This is a genomic window from Nonomuraea rhodomycinica (assembly GCF_013363995.1).
Taxonomy (GTDB): domain Bacteria; phylum Actinomycetota; class Actinomycetes; order Streptosporangiales; family Streptosporangiaceae; genus Nonomuraea; species Nonomuraea rhodomycinica.
Genome location: NZ_JABWGO010000002.1, coordinates 486078 through 503547, shown reverse-complemented (window position 1 = coordinate 503547; position 17470 = coordinate 486078). Strand labels below are relative to the sequence as shown.

The following is a 17470-nucleotide window of genomic DNA, read 5'->3' as shown; positions in this document are numbered from 1 at the left end:
GCCAAACTCATATGCAAGGTCGGCTCATATCGGTATTGGACAGGACGGCGAGGGCTCTGGTCTTCTCACCCCATGGCACCACCAACGGGGACAATCTACGCCCACCTCAGGGAGGACGAGCCGCGTCCGCGCAGGCGGCGCAGGTGGCGATGGGTCGCCGCGGCACTGCTCGTCCCGGCCCTCGCGGCCGGCGGCACGCTCTGGGTCCTGCGCACGGAGGGCACACCCGAGCAGACCGCCGACGACTACCTGCGCGCGTGGACGGACCAGAGCTACGCCGACATGCGCGAGCTCGTCGCCGACCCGCCCGCCGACTTCGAGCAGTGGCACCGGCGCTTCCTCACCGACCTCAAGGCCGAGCACGCCTCCTTCAAGCGCCACATACCGAACGGGGTCTTCGCCAGCGCCGTGGGGGACGACGGCACCGTGACCTTCGGGGCCGCCGTCCGGGGCAAGCGGGACTGGGACTACGACGGCGAGCTCAAGCTCGTCGAGCGCGACGGCAGGTGGAAGGTCGCCTGGACCCCGGCCACCATCCACCGCCTGCTCAAGAAGGGCAGGTCGCTGCGGGCCGTCACCCGGCCGGGCGAGCCGGCGCACGTGCTCGCCGCCGGCGGCGAACGCATCGACACCCCGGGCACGCCCGGCTCGGTGCAGCAACTCGTGGAGGGCCTCAAGCAGACGTACCCGGACTGGCTCGCCGGCTACCAGGAGACCACGATCGAGCTCTACGAGGGCAACGAGCCGGTCAAGACACTCGTGGCGGCCGGCGGCAAGGTGCCGCTGAAGACCACGATCGACCTCAAGGTGCACCGGGCGGGGGCCGCCGCGCTGGAGGGCGTGGACAAGCCCGCCTCCCTGGTGGCGCTGCGGCCCTCCACGGGCGAGATCCTCGCCGTGGTCAACAAGCCGGGCGGCTTCAACCGGGCGCTGCTCGGCAAGTACCCGCCCGGGTCCACGTTCAAGATCATCACCGCGTCCGCACTGGTCGCGGACGGCGCGAAGCCGGACGCGCGGGTGACCTGCCCGGCCGAGCAGAACATCGGCGGCTTCCCCTTCCACAACGCCGGCTTCAAGGACTACGGCACGCTGCCCTTCCGCGACGCCTTCGCCCACTCCTGCAACACCACGTTCGGCGCGATGAGCGTGGACCGGCTCGGCGCCGACCGGCTCGCCGAGGTGGCCGCCGGCTTCGGCTTCGGCGCGGCGATCACGCCGGGCGTGCCGGCCGTCAAGGCGGAGTTCCCGGCGCCGAAGGACGACACGGACCTCGCCTCCGCCTCCATCGGGCAGGGCCGGGTGCTGGCCAGCCCGCTGAACATGGCCTCCGTGGCCGGGGCCGTCGCCGCCGGCGCCTGGTGGCCGCCCCGGCTGGTGCCGGAGGAGCGGGTGCCGGACCACACGCTCCGGCCGCGCCGCCTGGAGGAGAACGTGGTGCGGGCGCTGCGCGACCTCATGCCGGCCGTCGTCACCGACGGCACGGCCAAGGCCGTCAGCTTCCCGGAGGGCACAGCGGGCAAGACCGGCACGGCGGAGTACGGGTCGGGCAAGGAGCCGCCCGCGCACTCGTGGTTCGCCGGCTACCGGGGCGACCTGGCGTTCGCGGTGATCGTGGAGGGCGGCGGGGCGGGCTCCGCCGTGGCGGCCCCGGTCGCGGCCCGTTTCCTCGACGCGCTCACCTGAGCCGCTCGCGCGAGAGCGCTCACCTGAGCCGCTCGTGCGAGAGCGCTCGCCCGAGCCGCGGGCGGCCTGAGGTCAGGCCGGGGTGGTGAGGCGCGCCACGGCGGCCACCACCTCCGCGGCGTCGGACAGGTCGGGCAGCACGACGTCGGCCCCCTCCTCGCGCAGCTCGCCCGCCGTCGAGCGGCCCGAGGCGACCGCGATCATCGCCGCGCCGCCGATGCGGGCGGCCTGGACGTCGCGCGCCGAGTCGCCGATGACCACGGTGTTGGCCGCCGTGAACGGCGTGCCCAGCCGCTGCCGGGCCCGGCCCTGGGCGACCTGGAGCAGCGTCGCCTTGGGGTAGGCCTCCTCGCCGTAGCCGCCGAGCTCGAAGTCGATGTGCTTGTCCAGCCCGAACGCCTTGAGCTTGTGGACGGCGTTGCCCTTGATGGTGCCGGTCAGCACCGACTGGACCACGCCGTCGAGCCGGGCCACGGCCTTGAGCGCGGCCTTGGCCCCGGGCATCGCCCTGCCCTCCCGCGGCAGCCTGCCGCTGCGGTCGGCGAAGGCCGCGGCCAGCGCGTCGAGGAACTTGGGCAAGTGGGCGTCCTCGGCCACGACGCCGTTGAGGGCGAGGGTCTCGAAGACGATCTCGGAGTCGGGGCGGCCCAGCGCCGGGGCGAGCTTGACCAGCGGGCGGCCGGTCACGGCGCGGAACGCCTCGGCGTAGGCGTCACGGGTGACGATGGTCACGTCGACCAGGGTCAGGTCGATGTTCCAGAGCACTAGGCGGTTGATGGCGGCCTCCTGGGGGGACCCTGCAAGGGTACGGCCAACCCGGCGGCCACGGCGCCCCGATCCCCCGGCACCGTCGCGCCGTCAGATGTGGTCCATCGCCTCGGCCAGCGTGTCGACGACCGGCAGGCCCGTGGCCTCCAGGTCGGCCCGCGAGGTCATGCCACCCGTGTAGAGCACGGCCCGCGCGCCCACGTGACGGGCGGCGATGCCGTCGTCGACGCTGTCGCCGATCACCAGCACCTGCCCAGGCTCGACGTCGAGCGCCTGGATGTGGGCGGCCATGTGCGCGGCCTTCTCACCGCCGGTGGCCCCGACCAGGCCGTCGACCCGGTTGAAGTGACCGGTGATGCCGAAGGACTCGATGATCGTCAGCAGGTGGGGGTGGGGGGCCATCGAGCACAGCGACTGCGTGCCCGTCCAGCTCGCCAGCGTGGCCAGCGCGCCCTCGGCCAGGCCGCACACCGCGCTCAGCCGGTAGTAGTGCTCGTGGAAGCCCGCGTCGAGCACTTCCCACTCGCCCTCGTTCAGCGGGCGGCCGAGCAGCCGCTCGTAGGCCAGCCAGATGGGCCGGGTGTAGACGGCGCGGAAGCCGTCGGCCGTGAGGGGCTCCAGCTCGTACGGGCCGAAGACCTCGTTGGTGGCTCCGACGACGGCGTCGATGTCGTGGAAGAGGGTGCCGTTCCAGTCCCAGATGATGTGCTTCGTCATGACAGGCTTCAGGGTAGCGGGCCCCTGTGACGAAAAGGTCAACGGACGGATGAACGGACCGCCGCGGCGCACGGGGCCGCGGCGGTAGTCCGTGCGGTCCTACTTGCAGGCCTGGCCGGTCGCCCCGGAGCCGCGCTGGCCGCCCATGCCGCTGCCCCACTTCACGCTGGCGCTGCCCCAGGCGCAGATGTTGTTGCCGTCGACCATGTTGCCCCAGTGGCGGCCGCCGTTGCCCTTCCTGAACTGGAAGACGTCGACGGTGCCCTTGGCGTTCTCGACCCTGATCGAGCCGTAGACGTCGGTCGCCGTGTTGATCTCGATCCAGTTGGTCTTGCACCGGAACGAGTACATGAGCTTGACCGTGCCGACCTTGGGCTCGAGCTGGCTCCTGATGATCGCGGTGCGGACCGCGCGGGCGGAGTTGCCGCAGCCGGTCTGGTACGGGTCCTTGTGGTCGTATCCGCGGGCCTGGGCCGTTGCCGCCTGCGCGGGCGAGACGACCACCAGGGCCGCGGCCACCGCGCCGACCGCGGTCACGACTGCTCGGAGCTTCACGGGAAGCGACTCCTTCTGTCAGGGGACGTGGTCCGGCCTGAGATCCTAGCGACCTTGGTCAAGAAAGGGTCAAGGTCCTTTACCCGCTATTTAACACGCCCCTAATGATCACTGTGCAGGAGATGCGGGATCTCCTGCGTCGCGTACCACATGAGCTCGTGCGCCTCGGCTCCGTCCACGGTGAAGCGGGCGTCCTCGTCACCCGCGTCGGAGGCGGGCAGCGCGGCGACGGCCGCCCCGACGTCGGGCACGGCGTACAGGTCGTCCACGTGCACCGCGGCGACCTTGGACATCGGCACCGGCCGCGACAGGCGTACGGTGGCCCGCTCCTCCAGGTCGGCGCCGGCCGTCAGCGTGCCGTCGGGCACCTCGGCGGCCACGACCACGCGCCGGGGCACCCAGACGGAGCCGTCCTCGTCCTTGACCGGCTCCGTGTCCTGTCCGCCGGTCCCGGCGGGGCGCTCGGCGGCCAGCAGCCGCAGGGAGGCGCGGGCGGCCTCGGTGAGCGCGACGTACTCGAGCTCCTCGGTGTCGCCCGAGGCGTACCACTCGGTCAGCGCGGGCGTCACCGCGTAACCGGTCAGCGGGGCCGGGCCGAGCTCGCCCGCCTCCACCGCGCGGGCGAGGGCGGACAGCGTGCACGGCAGGTAGACGCGCATCAGAAACCTTTCACAACGTGCGGAGGCACCATCATGCCGGTCGCAGGGGGATCTGGAGCAGCGACTCGAGCTGCGCGATGGTCGTCTCGGCGTCGCGGTGGTGGATGCCGTGGATGCCCAGCGCGCGGGCGGCGGCGATGTTGGCCTCGAAGTCGTCGATGAACACGCACGACTCGCCCGGCAGCGCCAGCAGGTCGAGGGCGTGCCGGAAGATGCGGGGCTCCGGCTTGCGCATGCCGACCTCGCCGGAGATGACCACCGCGTCGAAGAGCTCGTCCCAGCCGTCGCGCGGGTAGGTGTGGGCCCAGGAGTTGGACAGCAGGCACGTGCGCACCCCGTGGCCCCGGACCGCCCGCAGCATGTCGTGCATGGCCTCGACCCGTTCGAAGCCGGCGAACATCCGCTCCAGCAGGCCCTCCGCCTCCGGCGGCACCCCGTCGAGGGTCAGCAGGCGGGCGGCCAGGTCGCGTTCGAAGACGGAGCCGTCTAGCTCGCCGCGCTCCAGCGCGTGCACCACCGTCTCCTGCGAGCCCTCCTCCGCGCCGTCGTACGCCTGGCGGACCAGCTCGCTCATGACCGCGTGGTAGTGGGCGTGGTCGATGCGGTCGGCCACGATCCACCTGGCGATGGAGTCGGACAGGCTGGTGGTCAGCACGCCGCCCCAGTCGATGAGAACCCCGGCTACCACACCGCCTCCTCCGACAGGTCAGGATCCAAGCGTAGAGCGTCGCGCGGGACGGCTAGCTGCCCTCCCGGGTCACCTGGGCGGCCAGCCTGCGGTGCTCGGCGGAGCGCAGCACGCCGGCCGCCTGCGCCGCCGAGGCCCGCGGCGCCGCGCGCAGGAAGCCGCGCTTGTGCCGCAGGGTCAGCAGCCGGGTCACGGACTGGTCGAGCCGGGCGCGGCTGATCCGGCCGGACTTCACGGCCGACATCACCGCGGTGTACGCCTTCGGCAGGTCGTTCGGCATGAGCAGCAGGTCGGCGCCGGCGAGGACGGCCCGCACGGCCACCTCCCCGTCGCCGTACTTCTTGCGCACGCCCTCCATGTTGAGCGCGTCGGTCGAGACCACGCCCTTGAAGCCGAGCTTCTCGCGCAGCAGCCCGGTCAGGATGGGCCTGGACAGCGTCGCCGGGTCGCCGGACGCGTCGAGCTTGGGGAAGACGATGTGCGCGCTCATCACCGCGTCGACCCCCGCCGCGACGGCGGCCTTGAACGGCGGCGCGTCGATCCGCTCCCACTGCGCGCGCGTGTGCTTGATCACCGGGAGCCCGGTGTGGCTGTCGACGTCGGTGTCGCCGTGGCCGGGGAAGTGCTTGGCGCTGGAGGCCACGCCCGCGTCGCCGAAGCCCTTGACCGCGCCCGAGACCATCGCCGCCACCTTGGCCGGGTCGTCGCCGTAGGCGCGCCGGCCGATGACCGGGTTGTCCGGGTTGACGTTGACGTCGGCGACGGGGGCGAAGTCCAGGTTGACGCCGAGCGCGCGCAGCTCCTCGCCGGTGGCCCTGGCCACGGCCCGCGACCGCGCCGGGTCACCGGTGGCGCCCACGGTGGAGGCGCCGGGGAACTTCGTCATCAGCGCACCCATGCGGGACACCAGGCCGTTCTCCTGGTCGGTGCCGATGATCAGGGGCACGCGCGGCGAGGCGGCCTGGAGGCCGTTGGTGAGCGCGACGACCTGCGGGACGCTCTTGACGTTGGCCGGGAAGAGGATGACGCCGCCGAGGTGGTACTTCGCGATCACCTTGGCGGGGGTCTGGGCGCCGTACCTGGCCTGGTTCTCGCCGGAGACCGAGTCGGCGGCCGTGCCGTACAGGACGGGCATGAAGAGCTGGCCGACCTTCTCCTCCACGCTCATGCGGGCCAGCACCCGGCTCACGTCGCCGTTCGCGGCGGGGACGCGGCTCGGCACGGCGGTGCCGGTCGTGCCCTCCGGGGAGTCCTGCGCGGCGGTGGCCGTGGGGGCCGCCGGGGCGGTGGGTGTGCCGGGAGCGCGCGTGCCGGGGGTCGCCCCCGCGGTGCCGCCTCCCCCGCACGCCGTGAGCGCGAACACGAGCAGCCCTGCCATGCCGATCCGTCCAGACATGCCCTCCACCGTATCCAGGCTCGGGCACCTCCGAAGCCCGATCCCGCCGGGCCCGTGGCTCTCCCGGCCCCCGGCCACGGCTCACCTCCAGCTCTCCCCCGGTGTCCGGTCGCAGCCGCCCCCGGCTGCCCGTGGAAGGTGCGGACGCTCAGAGGCCCAGGCGGTCCAGGGCGGGCAGGCAGGCGCGGGCGGCGGCGCGGGCCGAGGCCGGTCCGGTGGCCGCGAGGGCCGCCTCGGCCGCCTCGCGGCACTGCTCCAGCGTGTGCTCGCCCAGCCCGGCCCGTACGGCCGGCAGCGCCGCCGCCGCCATCGACAGCGACGTGACCCCGAGTCCCACGAGCACGCAGGCCAGCGCCGGATCGGCCGCCGCCTCGCCGCACACCCCGCACGGCCGCGCCGCTTCGGCCGCCCCGGCGGCGGCCAGCCGGACGAGGTCGAGCAGGGCGGGCTGCCACGGGTCCTGGAGGTCGCCGAGCGTGCCGAGCTCCCGGTCGGCGGCGAACGCGTACTGGGCCAGGTCGTTGGTGCCGATCGACAGGAAGTCCACCTCGGCGGCCAGGCTCGCGGCCCGCAGCGCCGCCGCCGGCACCTCGACCATCACCCCGGCCCGGCGCAGACCCCTGGCCCGGCACGCCTGCGCGAACCACCTCGCCTCCTCGGCGGTCGCCACCATGGGCGCCATGACCTGGAGCTCGGCCGTCTCGGACGCGGCCGCCCGCGCCAGCGCGCCGAGCTGGGCGTCGAGGACGTCACCGAAGCGCCGCAGCAGCCGCAGGCCGCGCTCGCCCAGCGCCGGGTTCGGCTCATCGCCGGGCGGCGGCAGGAAGGCCAGCGGCTTGTCGGCTCCGGCGTCGAGCGCGCGCACCACGACCGGGCGGCCGGGGAAGGCGACCAGCGCCGCCCGGTAGGCGCGCTCCTGCTCCTCGGCCGCCGGCGCGTGCCTCCTGCCGAGGAAGAGGAACTCGGTCCGGTAGAGGCCGACGCCCTCCGCGCCGTTGCGCAGCGCGGCGTCGAGGTCCTGGGGGCCGCCGATGTTGGCCAGCAGCGGCACGGGGTGGCCGTCGCGGGTCCCGCGGCTCTCCCCGGCCCGGGCCCGCGCCGCCCGGCGGGCCTGGTCGAGACTTGCCGCCCGGGCCAGGTCCTCGGCCGACACGTCGGTCCGCACCTCACCCGAGGATCCGTCGACCAGCACGGTGGCGCCGGGCGTGATGGCGGTCGCGCCGGCGCAGCCGACGACGGCGGGCACGCCCATCGCGCGGGCGAGGATCGCGGTGTGGCTGGTCGGGCCGCCCCCTTCCGTGACGAACGCGGCGACCACGTCGCGCGACAGCAGCGCGGTGTCCGCGGGGGCGAGGTCGCGCGCGACCAGCACGTACGGCCGGGGCGCGCCGCCGGGCTCGGCGGGCGGGGCGGGCTCGGCCGGAACGCCCGGCAGGGGGTGGCCGGTGAGCACGGCGATCGCCCGGTCCCGGACGTCGTCGAGGTCCGCGACCCGCTCGGCGAGGTAGCCGCCGGCGCCCGCGAGCGCGTCGCGGTACTTCGCGAAGGCGGAGAAGACCGCCCGAGGCGCGGCGACCCCCTCGTCCACGAGCGCCTCCACCCCCACGGTCAGACCGGGGTCGGTGGCCATGAGCGCCTGCGCGCGCAGGATGTCGGCCCCCTCGCGGCCGGGGCCGCCGGAGGCGGGGTCCTCCGGCCGGTCGAGCCGCGCCGCGCGGGCCTCCAGCTCGTCCGCCACCTGGCGCAGGGCGGCCAGGGCGCGTTCCTTCTCGGCGTCCGCGTCGCCCGCGTGGGCGGAGTCCTCGGGGGGTTCGGGAACGGATGCCGTCAGGATGTACGCGGGGCCGTGTCCGGCGCCCGGGCTCACCCCTGCCCCCGTCAGCCTCACGGCGATCCGGCGATGTTCGCCAGCTCGTCGAGGACCGCGTCGGCGCCGTCGCCCTCGGCCTTGATCACGACCGTCTCGTCCTGCTGGACGTCGAGCGCGAGGATCTGCAGGATGCTCTTGGCGTTGACCGGGTCGCGGCCCGGCTTGGCGATCCAGACGTCCATCGGCGCCTTGGCCGCCGCCCGTACGAACGTGGCCGCCGGTCTGGCGTGCAGCCCGACGTCCGCGACCACGGTGACCTTGCGTTCAGGCATGGCTCTTCGTCCTCCTTCGCCGGTCCGGACCACGCCGGACCCGTCTGCCGTCCCGGCGCGGTGCCGGGTCTCGTACCATCATCGGCGCCGGCGCGGAGCCGGAGCCACACGGGTCAGAGCCAACGGAACAACTCCTCCCCTGCCCGCACGCTTCCCGGCGCCACCCGGCTGACCGCGGCGGCGTCCGCGTCGAGCGCGACCACGGCGCAGACCGGCGACCGGCCGCCCGCCTCGATCGCGGCCGGGTCCCAGGCCACGACGGGCTGGCCGGCGCCGACCCGGTCGCCCTCCGCCGCGAGCGCCTCGAAGCCCTCGCCCTTGAGCTGGACCGTGTCGATGCCCAGGTGGACCAGCACACCTCTGCCGTCGTCCCCGACGATCACGTAAGCATGCGGATGCAGTTTCATGATTTTTCCGGCGATGGGGGCCACGGCCTTGCCGGGCTCCCGCAGCGGGTCGATCGCCGCTCCGGGGCCCACCATCCCCGCGGAGAACACCGGATCGGGCACGGCCGCCAGCTCCACTGCCGCCCCCTCGACGGGGGCGAGAACAGTCGTCATGGTCTCGCCCTCTAGCCGATGAGATCCTCGATGTCGCTGGCGATCGTGTCGGCCTCCGGACCCACGACGACCTGGACGACATTGCCCGCGGCCATCACGCCGTGGACGCCGGCCGCGTGCAGGGCGTCGCGGTCGATCTTGGACACGTCGCGCACCTCGGTGCGCAGCCGGGTGATGCAGGGCTCGATGTCGATGATGTTGCCGGCACCGCCGAGCCCGGCGATGATCGCGCTCGCGTCCGCCGCCATCCGTCCTCCTCCTCGCTGTCCGACCAGGTTAGACGGCTGTCCGGCCGGGCCGGACGACCGTGCGCGGTCAGTCGGTCTGCGTCACCTTGTTCAGGCCGCGCGGGGCGTCGGGGTCCACGCCGAGCCGCCGGGCCAGGGCCTCGGTCAGGAGCTGGCCGGGGACGATCAGGCCCATCGGCGCGACCCACTCGGGCAGGTCCGGGCCGTTGAGGGCGGCCGTGCCGGCCGCGGCGAGGGCCGCGCCGCCGCCGATCGTGAACGCGGGCGCGCCCGCCGCGACGACCCGCTCGGCCAGGGCGACCGTGCCGGGCAGCGTGGGGCTGTTCTCGGCGGCGAGCAGCAGCGCCGGGGTCTCGGCGTCCACGACCGCGATCGGGCCGTGCAGCAGGTCGGCGTACGACAGGCCCATGGCGTGCAGGTAGCACGCCTCCTTGAGCTTGAGCGCGGTCTCCAGCGCGGTGGAGAAGGCCAGGCCGCGGGCCGAGACGACCGCGCCGTGCTTGTCGGCCAGGCCCTCGACCACGGCGTCCAGGTCGCCCGGCTGGTCGATGAGCCGCTCGACGGCGTCCGGCACCCGCTGGAGGTCCTTCTCGTCCACCTCGGCGCCGAGGCCGAGCGCGAGCACCGCCAGCGCGGCGAGCTGGGTGGTGTAGGTCTTGGTGGCCGGCACGGCCTTCTCCTCGCCGGCCAGCGTGCACAGCGCGAGGTCGGCGGCCTGCGCGAGGGGGCTGTCGGGGCCGCCGTTGGTGACGCCGACGGTCTTCGCCCCGCAGTCGCGCGCCCAGGCCAGCGTCTCGACGATCTCCTCCGTACGGCCCGACTGGGAGATCGCCACGGCCAGCACGCCGTCCAGGTCGAGCTTGCGGCGGTAGGTCGTCGCGATGGACGGCGCGGCGAGCGCGGACAGCCGGCCCGCGCGCGACTCGATGAGGTAGCGGCCGTAGACTGCGGCGTTGTCCGACGTGCCGCGGGCGATGAACAGCAGCTGACGGGTCCGCTCACCCAGCGCCCGCACCTCGTCCACCCGGGGGAGCAGCGCGTCGAGTGTGGCCCTCAGCGCCGCGGGTTGCTCGGCGATCTCGCTGCGCATTCTGCTGGTCATCTCACGCTCGCAATCGTTACCGTTCGGACTTGACCCTGTTTTGCGACATGTGGTCTAGTCCGGACTAGACCAGTACGAACCATAGCCCATTGCCCAGGTCAGATCGAGGGGAGGATCCGTGGCCCGCATCGATCCGGACAGCCCGGTGCCCAAGTACTTCCAGCTGCGCGAGATCCTGCTGGACCTCATCGACAGCGATGAGCTGCGCATCGGCGCCGCCATCCCGTCCGAGCGGGAGCTGTGCCAGCGCTTCGGCCTGTCCCGGATGACCGTGCGCCAGGCGGTCGACCACCTGGTGTCCGAGGGGCGGCTGCACCGAGTGCCCGGCAAGGGCACGTTCGTCGCCCGGCCCAAGATCGAACTGGCCCTCCAGCTCACCTCGTTCACCGACGACATGCGCGCCCGCGGCATGGAGCCCGGCTCGCGCGACCTCGACCGGCGCGTCGTGCGCGCCAGCGCCCACCTGGCCAAGGAGCTGGGCATCCAGCCGGGCGAGGAGGTGCACTTCATCGAACGGCTGCGCACCGCCGACGGCGAGCCGCTGTCCATCGAGCGCGCGCACATCCCCGTGCGCCTCGCCCCCGGCCTCGGCGACCTCGACCTGGCCGACAAGTCGCTGTACGAGCTGCTGGAGACCCGCTACGGCCTGGTCATGGACGCGGGGGAGCTGACCATCGACGGGGGCATCGCCGACCCGAGCGACGCCGACCTGCTCAAGCTGCCGCGCGGCGGCGCCGTGCTGCTGCTCCAGCGCAGGTCCTTCTCCGGGGGCGTCTGCGCCGAGCTGGGCGTCTCGACCTACCGCGCCGACCGCTACCAGCTGCGCACCAGCCTGGAAATGCCCGCCAGACGGGGCTGAGGGCCCGGCTCCCACCCTCAGGAGGAACGTCCGGTGAACGAGACCACCGCCCGGCCTTCGCCGTTCGCCCGCGCCCTGACCGCCCTCCGGCCCCGGCTCGCGCGGGTCATGAGCGTGCTCCAGCGGCTGGGCCGCTCCCTCATGCTGCCCATCGCCGCCCTCCCGGCTGCCGCGCTGCTCGTCCGCTTCGGGCAGCCCGACATGCTCGGCTCCAACGGCCCGGCCCCCGGCGGCCTGGCGGACGTGGCCGGGTTCGCCTGGATGGGACGGGTCGCCCCGGTGCTGGCCGCGGCGGGCGCCGCGCTCTTCGACAACCTGCCGCTGCTGTTCGCCGTGGGGGTGGCCATCGGGTTCGCGCGCAAGGCCGACGGGACGACCGCGCTGGCCGCCGTGGTCGGCTATCTGGTGTTCGACCGGGTGTCCAAGGTGATGTTCCTCGGCTCGTCCATCCGCGGCACCGTGCTGCTGCGCAAGGTCGAGGACGGCGCGATCACCGAGGTCGTCGACCTCGGGCTGCAGAACCCGACCAAGGTGCTCGGCGGCATCATGATGGGGCTCGTCGCCGCCCTGCTGTGGCAGCGCTTCCACCGGATCAAGCTGCCGTCGTGGCTGGCGTTCTTCGGCGGGCGGCGCTTCGTGCCCATCGTCACGGCCATCGTGGCACTGCTGCTCGGCGTCGTCATCGGCTGGATCTGGCCGGTCCTCGGGGGCTGGATCGGCGACGCCGGACAGGCCCTCACCACGCTCGGGCCGCTCGGCACCGGCATCTATGGGGTGATCAACCGGCTGCTCATCCCGCTGGGGCTGCACCACTTCGTCAACTCCATCGTGTGGCACGTGGTGCCGCAGTGCGAGGTGGGCGGGCGGGTCCTCGGCGGCGACTGGAACTGCTACTTCGGCGGGGCCGAGCACTCCGGGCAGTTCATGGCCGGGTTCTTCCCCGTCATGATGTTCGCGCTGCCGGCCGCCGCGCTGGCCATGTGGCGGGCCGCGCCGCCGCACCGGCGCCGCGCCGTGGGCGGCATCATGCTCTCGGCCGCGCTCGCCTCCCTGGTCACGGGCATCACGGAGCCGATCGAGTTCGCGTTCATCTTCGTGGCGCCGCTGCTGTTCGTCGTCCACGCCGTGCTGACCGGGATCGCGGTGGCGGTGACGACGCTGGTCGGCGGGCAGCTCGGGTTCGGCTTCTCCGCGGGCCTGCTCGACATGCTGCTGAACGCGAGCAAGTCCAACACCCGCAACCTGCCCGGGATCCTGGCGATCGGGGTCGTGTACGGGGTGGTGTACTACGTCGTGTTCAGCTTCCTCATCCGGCGGCTGAACATCCTGACGCCGGGACGCGAGCCCGAGCCGGACGTGGACTCCGGCGAGCCGCGCACACCCCCCGCAGACGCCGCCCGCGCGGCCCCCTCCTCGGCGGAACCGTCAGGAACGGCGGGCGACCAGGGCACGGGGTGAGGGTCGGGCGTTTCCTGTCGGGCGTTTCCTGTCGGCCGTTTCGCTCCCTCGCGCCGGGCCGGAAGTCTTACGGACGGTCCGGTGTCGTGACGGGCGCGACCGGAAGGCCGCGGGGGACGGCCGGGCACCGCTCCAGCTCCGGGTGATCTTCTCCGCCAACTGCCCCGAACCACCGTTCCGCACGGGAAAGCTGGCGGCCGGCGTATTCGGGGGCCGGGCCGAAAACTCCTTGTAGCGATCGTCTCCCCCGCGATTCTGGAGGGCCCATGCCATCCCTTCCCCGCACGCCCCTTGCCCGCCGTGCACGCGCGGCGCGCACCGCCCGAGCGGCCACCGCAAACGCCGTCGCCACCGTCGCCACCACCTGTCCAGACGTGGCCCGTCCCGATGCGGACCGTCCTGACGTGGCCCGTCCAGACGTGGCCCGTCCCGATGCGGACCGTCCTGACGTGGCCCGTCCAGACGTGGCCCGTCCCGACATGGGCCGTCCCGACGCGGCCCGTCCCGACATGGGCCGTCCCGACGCGGCCCGTCCCGACGCGGCCCGTTATGGCGTGGAACCGCCCGAGGTGGTGGGGTCGCTCGCCCTGGACACGCGGCACCTGGTGTGGGGCCCTCCGGGCGCGGCGCCGGACGAGCGGGCGCTGCGCCTGCTCGGGCAGGCCCTGGCCGAGGTGCTCACCGGGCGCCGGCCGCCCGAGACGGTGGCCGACCGGCTCACCGACCAGGCGTACCGGGAACTGCTGCGGGCCGGCCGCATGCTCGACACGCGCCGCCCGCCGTTCGCGGCCGTCCCCCGCGTGACGGAGCCCGCGGACGGGGTCGTCGAGATGTGCGTGCTGCTGCACTGCGGCGAACGCAGCCACGTCCTGGCCGTACGCCTGGAGCGACGTGGCGTGCAGTGGCTCGTCACCGACTTCGAGACCGCCTGAGAGGCTCCCCGACGAGACAGGGCATGTGACGACCTCCCCGGCGAGGCAGACCACCCGACGGCCACCCCGACGCGACAGGCCACCTGATGGCCTGCCCGGCGAGACAGGCCGCCTGGCCCTCTGACGGGGAGGACAAGACAGCCCGACGGGGCCGCGGCGCGAAGGACCGTCCGAGGGGCGCCCTTCGACGGCAAACGGCCCCGCTCCCCTCGCCTGGGCGAGAGCAGCGGGGCCGCTGAACCTCAGCCGCGAGCCCGGTCAGGCCGCGTTGCGCGGATCGGCCGCGTTGAGCGGGACCGGGTCAGGCCGCGTTGCGCGGGTCGCCGTGGCAGCGCTTGTACTTCTTGCCGGACCCGCACGGGCACGGCGCGTTGCGCTCGACGTTGCCGTAGGCCGCCCGCTCCGCCGCGGTGGTGCGGACGCGGGTGTGCTCGACCTCGCCCTGCTCGCCCGGCGCGGAGTACTCCAGCTCGGCGGGCCGCTCGGGACCGCGCAGGCCGCGCGCGATGATGGAGCGGGTCTCCGCCACCATCGCGTCCTCCTGCGCCTCCTCGACGATCGGGTTCTGCTGGACCTCGACCTCGATGTTGAACAGGAACCCGACCGAGTCCTCCTTGATGCCCTCGAGCATCGCGGCGAACATCTCGAAGCCCTCGCGCTGGTACTCGATCTGCGGGTCCTTCTGCGCGTAGGCCCGCATGCCGATGCCCTCGCGCAGGTAGTCCATCTCGTACAGGTGCTCGCGCCACTTGCGGTCGAGGACGGACAGGATGACGCGGCGCTCGAACTCGCGCATCGCCTCGGAGCCGAGCTCCTGCTCGCGACGGTCGTAGGCGGCCAGCGCGTCCTGCTTGATCTTCTCGCTGATGAACTCGGCGGTGAGCTCCTCGCGCGAGCCGGCCTCCTCGACCAGGTTGTCGATGGTGACCTGGATCGGGTAGAGCTCGCTGAACGCCTTCCACAGCTTGTCGAGGTCCCACTCCTCGGCGAAGCCCTCGGAGGTGGCGCCCACGACGTAGCCGTCGATCACGTCGCCGATGAAGCCGCGCACCTGCTCGTGCAGGTCGGCGCCCTCCAGCACCCGGTGGCGCTCGGCGTAGATGACCTTGCGCTGGCGGTTCATCACCTCGTCGTACTTGAGAACTTCCTTGCGGATCTCGAAGTTCTGCTGCTCGACCTGGTGCTGGGCGGAGGCGATGGCCTTGGAGACGATGCCCGACTCGATCGGCTGGTCGTCGGGGATGTTGAGCCGCGTCATGATCATCTCGACGCGGGCCGAGTTGAACAGGCGCATCAGGTCGTCGCCGAGCGAGAGGTAGAAGCGCGACTCGCCGGGGTCGCCCTGACGGCCGGAACGGCCGCGGAGCTGGTTGTCGATGCGGCGCGACTCGTGGCGCTCGGTGCCGAGGACGTACAGGCCGCCGATCTCGACGACCTCGTCGTGCTCGGCCTGGACCGCGGCCTTGGCCTTCTCCAGCGCCTCGGGCCAGGCCTTCTCGTACTCCTCCGGCGTCTCGACCGGGTCGAGGCCGCGCTGGCGGAGTTCGAGGTCGGCGCGGAACTCGGGGTTGCCGCCGAGCATGATGTCGGTGCCGCGGCCGGCCATGTTGGTGGCGACGGTGACGGCGCCCTTGCGCCCCGCCTCGGCGATGATCGCGGCCTCACGCGCGTGGTTCTTCGCGTTGAGCACCTCGTGCGGGACGCCCTGGCGCTTGAGCGCCCGCGACAGCCGCTCGGACTTCTCGACCGAGGTGGTGCCGACGAGCACCGGCTGGCCCTGCTCGTAGCGTTCCTTGATGTCCATGACCACGGCGTCGAACTTGGCGTCCTCGGTCTTGTAGACCACGTCGGCCTGGTCCTTGCGGATCATCGGCCGGTTGGTGGGGATCGGGACCACGCCGAGCTTGTAGGTCTTGTGGAACTCGTTGGCCTCGGTGACGGCGGTGCCGGTCATGCCGGACAGCTTGTCGTAGAGGCGGAAGTAGTTCTGCAGCGTGACGGTGGCGAGAGTCTGGTTCTCGTCCTTGATCTGCACGCCTTCCTTGGCCTCGATGGCCTGGTGCATGCCCTCGTTGTAGCGACGGCCGTGCAGGATGCGCCCGGTGAACTCGTCGACGATCAGGACCTCGCCGTCGGCGACGATGTAGTCCTTGTCCTTCTTGAACAGCTCCTTGGCCTTGAGCGCGTTGTTCAGGAAGCCGACCAGGTGGGTGTGCTCGGGCTTGTAGAGGTTGTCGATGCCGAGCCAGTCCTCGACCTTGGCGACGCCCGCCTCCAGCACGCCGACCGTGCGCTTCTTCTCGTCGACGACGTAGTCGCCGGTGCTCTCCTCGCCGGGGTTCTTCGCCTCGACGCCGCGGCGCAGCCTGGGCACGATCTTGGCGAACTCGGCGTACCACTTGCCGGACTGCTCGCCGGGGCCGGAGATGATCAGCGGCGTGCGGGCCTCGTCGATGAGGATGGAGTCGACCTCGTCCACGATCGCGAAGTAGTGGCCGCGCTGCACGCACTCGTCGAGCGACCAGGCCATGTTGTCGCGCAGGTAGTCGAAGCCGAACTCGTTGTTGGTGCCGTACGTGATGTCGGCCTCGTACTGCCTGCGGCGCTCGTCGGGCTGCTGCCCGGCGATGATCACGCCGACCTCCAGGCCGAGGAAGCGGTGGATGCGGCCCATCTTCTCGGCGTCGCGCTTGGCGAGGTAGTCGTTGACCGTGATCACATGGACGCCCTTGCCGGCCAGCGCGTTGAGGTAGGCGGGCAGGGTGCAGGTGAGGGTCTTGCCCTCACCGGTCTTCATCTCGGAGATGTTGCCCATGTGGAGGTTGGCGCCGCCCATGATCTGGACGTCGTAGGGGCGCTGGCCCAGCACACGGCGGGCCGCCTCGCGCACGGTGGCGAACGCCTCGGGAAGCAGGTCGTCGAGCGACTCCCCGTCTTTGTGGCGCTGCTTGAACTCGTCCGTCAGCGCGCGCAACTCCGCGTCGGACAGGCTCGTGAAGTCGTCCTCGATGGAGTTGACCTGGTCTGCGATCCGCTTGAGCTTACGGAGGGTCTTGCCCTCGCCGGCACGCAGGATCTTGTCGAGAATGGCTGCCACTTTATGTAAAGCTCCTCGCAGGTCTACCCCGGCGGCGCCGCCAGGAGGAGAGGCCGAGACAAACTTCCCCGTTGCCATGGTAGGCGGTTCCGCCAGCAGACACAGCCACCGCGACATCGAGGGCGCAGGTGATGTCTGGGAGAATGGGACGAGGCAGAGGGTATGCCGGTTGACAGCCGGCTCGCACCAAATAGCGGGATATCCGGCAAAGGGAAGGATTGTGTCATGGTAGAGGGCCAGAAGAGCGAGCAGACTGAGCATCTCGGCAGTCACGGCGGGCGCGCGTCTTCGTGGCTCGCGGTCACCGTCATGCTGATCGGGTTCATCATCGGCGGTGTCGGACTGACCATGGCGAGCTGGACGCTCGTCTGGGTCGGCGCCGGGGTGATCGTCGTGGGCGGCATCCTGGCGCTCGTCTTCGACATCTTCTCCGACGTCGTGATCGACGCTCCCCGCGTCGGCATGTCCGTCGAAGACCACCGCTGACCCCGAGCCCCGACGGTCGTCCGAGCCGCGGGAGCGGCGTCACACCACGCGACGCCGCTCCTTCGCGCGCTGGCGCTCCTGAAGCTGCCGCTCCACGCGCCTGACGTCTCCTCGGGCGCG

General features: G+C 72.5%; 17 protein-coding genes. 5 read left to right on the top strand and 12 right to left on the bottom strand.

Annotation, left to right across the window (positions count from 1 at the left end; genetic code table 11):
• Positions 1-72: 72 nt before the first annotated feature.
• Positions 73-1683 carry a penicillin-binding transpeptidase domain-containing protein gene (locus HT134_RS13330; protein WP_175600659.1) on the top strand — a complete coding sequence of 537 codons (1611 nt, stop codon included), beginning with the start codon at positions 73-75 and terminating at the stop codon, positions 1681-1683.
• A gap of 72 nt (positions 1684-1755) precedes the next feature.
• On the opposite strand, the gene HT134_RS13325 is transcribed toward HT134_RS13330, so the two are convergent.
• The 11 genes from HT134_RS13325 to HT134_RS13275 all read right to left on the bottom strand — a co-directional run bounded on the left by HT134_RS13325 (position 1756) and on the right by HT134_RS13275 (position 10518).
• A complete protein-coding gene (locus tag HT134_RS13325) occupies positions 1756-2448 on the bottom strand; it encodes an HAD family hydrolase (RefSeq protein ID WP_175600658.1) in 693 nt (230 codons plus the stop codon).
• A 93-nt stretch (positions 2449-2541) separates the two neighbouring features.
• The gene (locus HT134_RS13320) at positions 2542-3168 is read right to left on the bottom strand and encodes an HAD family hydrolase (RefSeq protein ID WP_175600657.1); all 627 of its coding nucleotides are present in this window, start codon (positions 3166-3168) and stop codon (positions 2542-2544) included.
• Positions 3169-3267: 99 nt separating this feature from the next.
• Positions 3268-3723, bottom strand: coding sequence for a DUF2690 domain-containing protein (locus HT134_RS13315; RefSeq protein ID WP_175600656.1), 456 nt, complete (start codon positions 3721-3723; stop codon positions 3268-3270).
• A gap of 101 nt (positions 3724-3824) precedes the next feature.
• Complete coding sequence (locus HT134_RS13310; protein WP_175600655.1) at positions 3825-4382, bottom strand: DUF6912 family protein; 558 nt, start codon at positions 4380-4382, stop codon at positions 3825-3827.
• Between the two features lie 31 nt (positions 4383-4413).
• Positions 4414-5070, bottom strand: a complete 657-nt coding sequence (locus tag HT134_RS13305) for an HAD family hydrolase (protein WP_175600654.1) — start codon at positions 5068-5070, stop codon at positions 4414-4416.
• Positions 5071-5122: 52 nt separating this feature from the next.
• Positions 5123-6466, bottom strand: a complete 1344-nt coding sequence (locus HT134_RS13300) for a glycoside hydrolase family 3 protein (protein WP_175600653.1) — start codon at positions 6464-6466, stop codon at positions 5123-5125.
• A 148-nt stretch (positions 6467-6614) separates the two neighbouring features.
• Positions 6615-8354 carry a phosphoenolpyruvate--protein phosphotransferase gene (ptsP, locus tag HT134_RS13295; RefSeq protein WP_312888112.1) on the bottom strand — a complete coding sequence of 580 codons (1740 nt, stop codon included), beginning with the start codon at positions 8352-8354 and terminating at the stop codon, positions 6615-6617.
• Positions 8351-8608, bottom strand: coding sequence for an HPr family phosphocarrier protein (locus tag HT134_RS13290; protein ID WP_175600652.1), 258 nt, complete (start codon positions 8606-8608; stop codon positions 8351-8353). The genes ptsP and HT134_RS13290 overlap by 4 nt, the downstream gene beginning before the upstream one ends.
• Positions 8609-8721: 113 nt before the next feature.
• Positions 8722-9168, bottom strand: coding sequence for a PTS sugar transporter subunit IIA (locus HT134_RS13285; protein ID WP_175600651.1), 447 nt, complete (start codon positions 9166-9168; stop codon positions 8722-8724).
• Between the two features lie 11 nt (positions 9169-9179).
• Complete coding sequence (locus HT134_RS13280; protein WP_175600650.1) at positions 9180-9416, bottom strand: PTS sugar transporter subunit IIB; 237 nt, start codon at positions 9414-9416, stop codon at positions 9180-9182.
• Between the two features lie 67 nt (positions 9417-9483).
• A complete protein-coding gene (locus HT134_RS13275; RefSeq protein WP_175600649.1) occupies positions 9484-10518 on the bottom strand; it encodes an SIS domain-containing protein in 1035 nt (344 codons plus the stop codon).
• 118 nt (positions 10519-10636) lie between these two features.
• On the opposite strand from HT134_RS13275, the gene HT134_RS13270 reads away from it, so the two are divergent.
• The 3 genes from HT134_RS13270 to HT134_RS13260 all read left to right on the top strand — a co-directional run bounded on the left by HT134_RS13270 (position 10637) and on the right by HT134_RS13260 (position 13767).
• Positions 10637-11377: a GntR family transcriptional regulator gene (locus tag HT134_RS13270; RefSeq protein WP_175600648.1), complete on the top strand. Its 741-nt coding sequence runs from the start codon at positions 10637-10639 to the stop codon at positions 11375-11377.
• A 33-nt stretch (positions 11378-11410) separates the two neighbouring features.
• A complete protein-coding gene (locus HT134_RS13265; protein ID WP_376768088.1) occupies positions 11411-12835 on the top strand; it encodes a PTS transporter subunit EIIC in 1425 nt (474 codons plus the stop codon).
• Positions 12836-13284: 449 nt separating this feature from the next.
• Complete coding sequence (locus tag HT134_RS13260) at positions 13285-13767, top strand: Rv3235 family protein (RefSeq protein ID WP_312888111.1); 483 nt, start codon at positions 13285-13287, stop codon at positions 13765-13767.
• A 301-nt stretch (positions 13768-14068) separates the two neighbouring features.
• Here the strand turns inward: HT134_RS13260 and secA are convergent, their stop codons facing one another.
• Positions 14069-16864 (bottom strand): preprotein translocase subunit SecA, encoded by a 2796-nt coding sequence (gene secA / locus HT134_RS13255; RefSeq protein WP_175600647.1) that lies wholly within the window; start codon positions 16862-16864, stop codon positions 14069-14071.
• A gap of 225 nt (positions 16865-17089) precedes the next feature.
• On the opposite strand from secA, the gene HT134_RS13250 reads away from it, so the two are divergent.
• Positions 17090-17350 (top strand): HGxxPAAW family protein, encoded by a 261-nt coding sequence (locus HT134_RS13250; protein WP_175600646.1) that lies wholly within the window; start codon positions 17090-17092, stop codon positions 17348-17350.
• Positions 17351-17470: the final 120 nt, after the last annotated feature.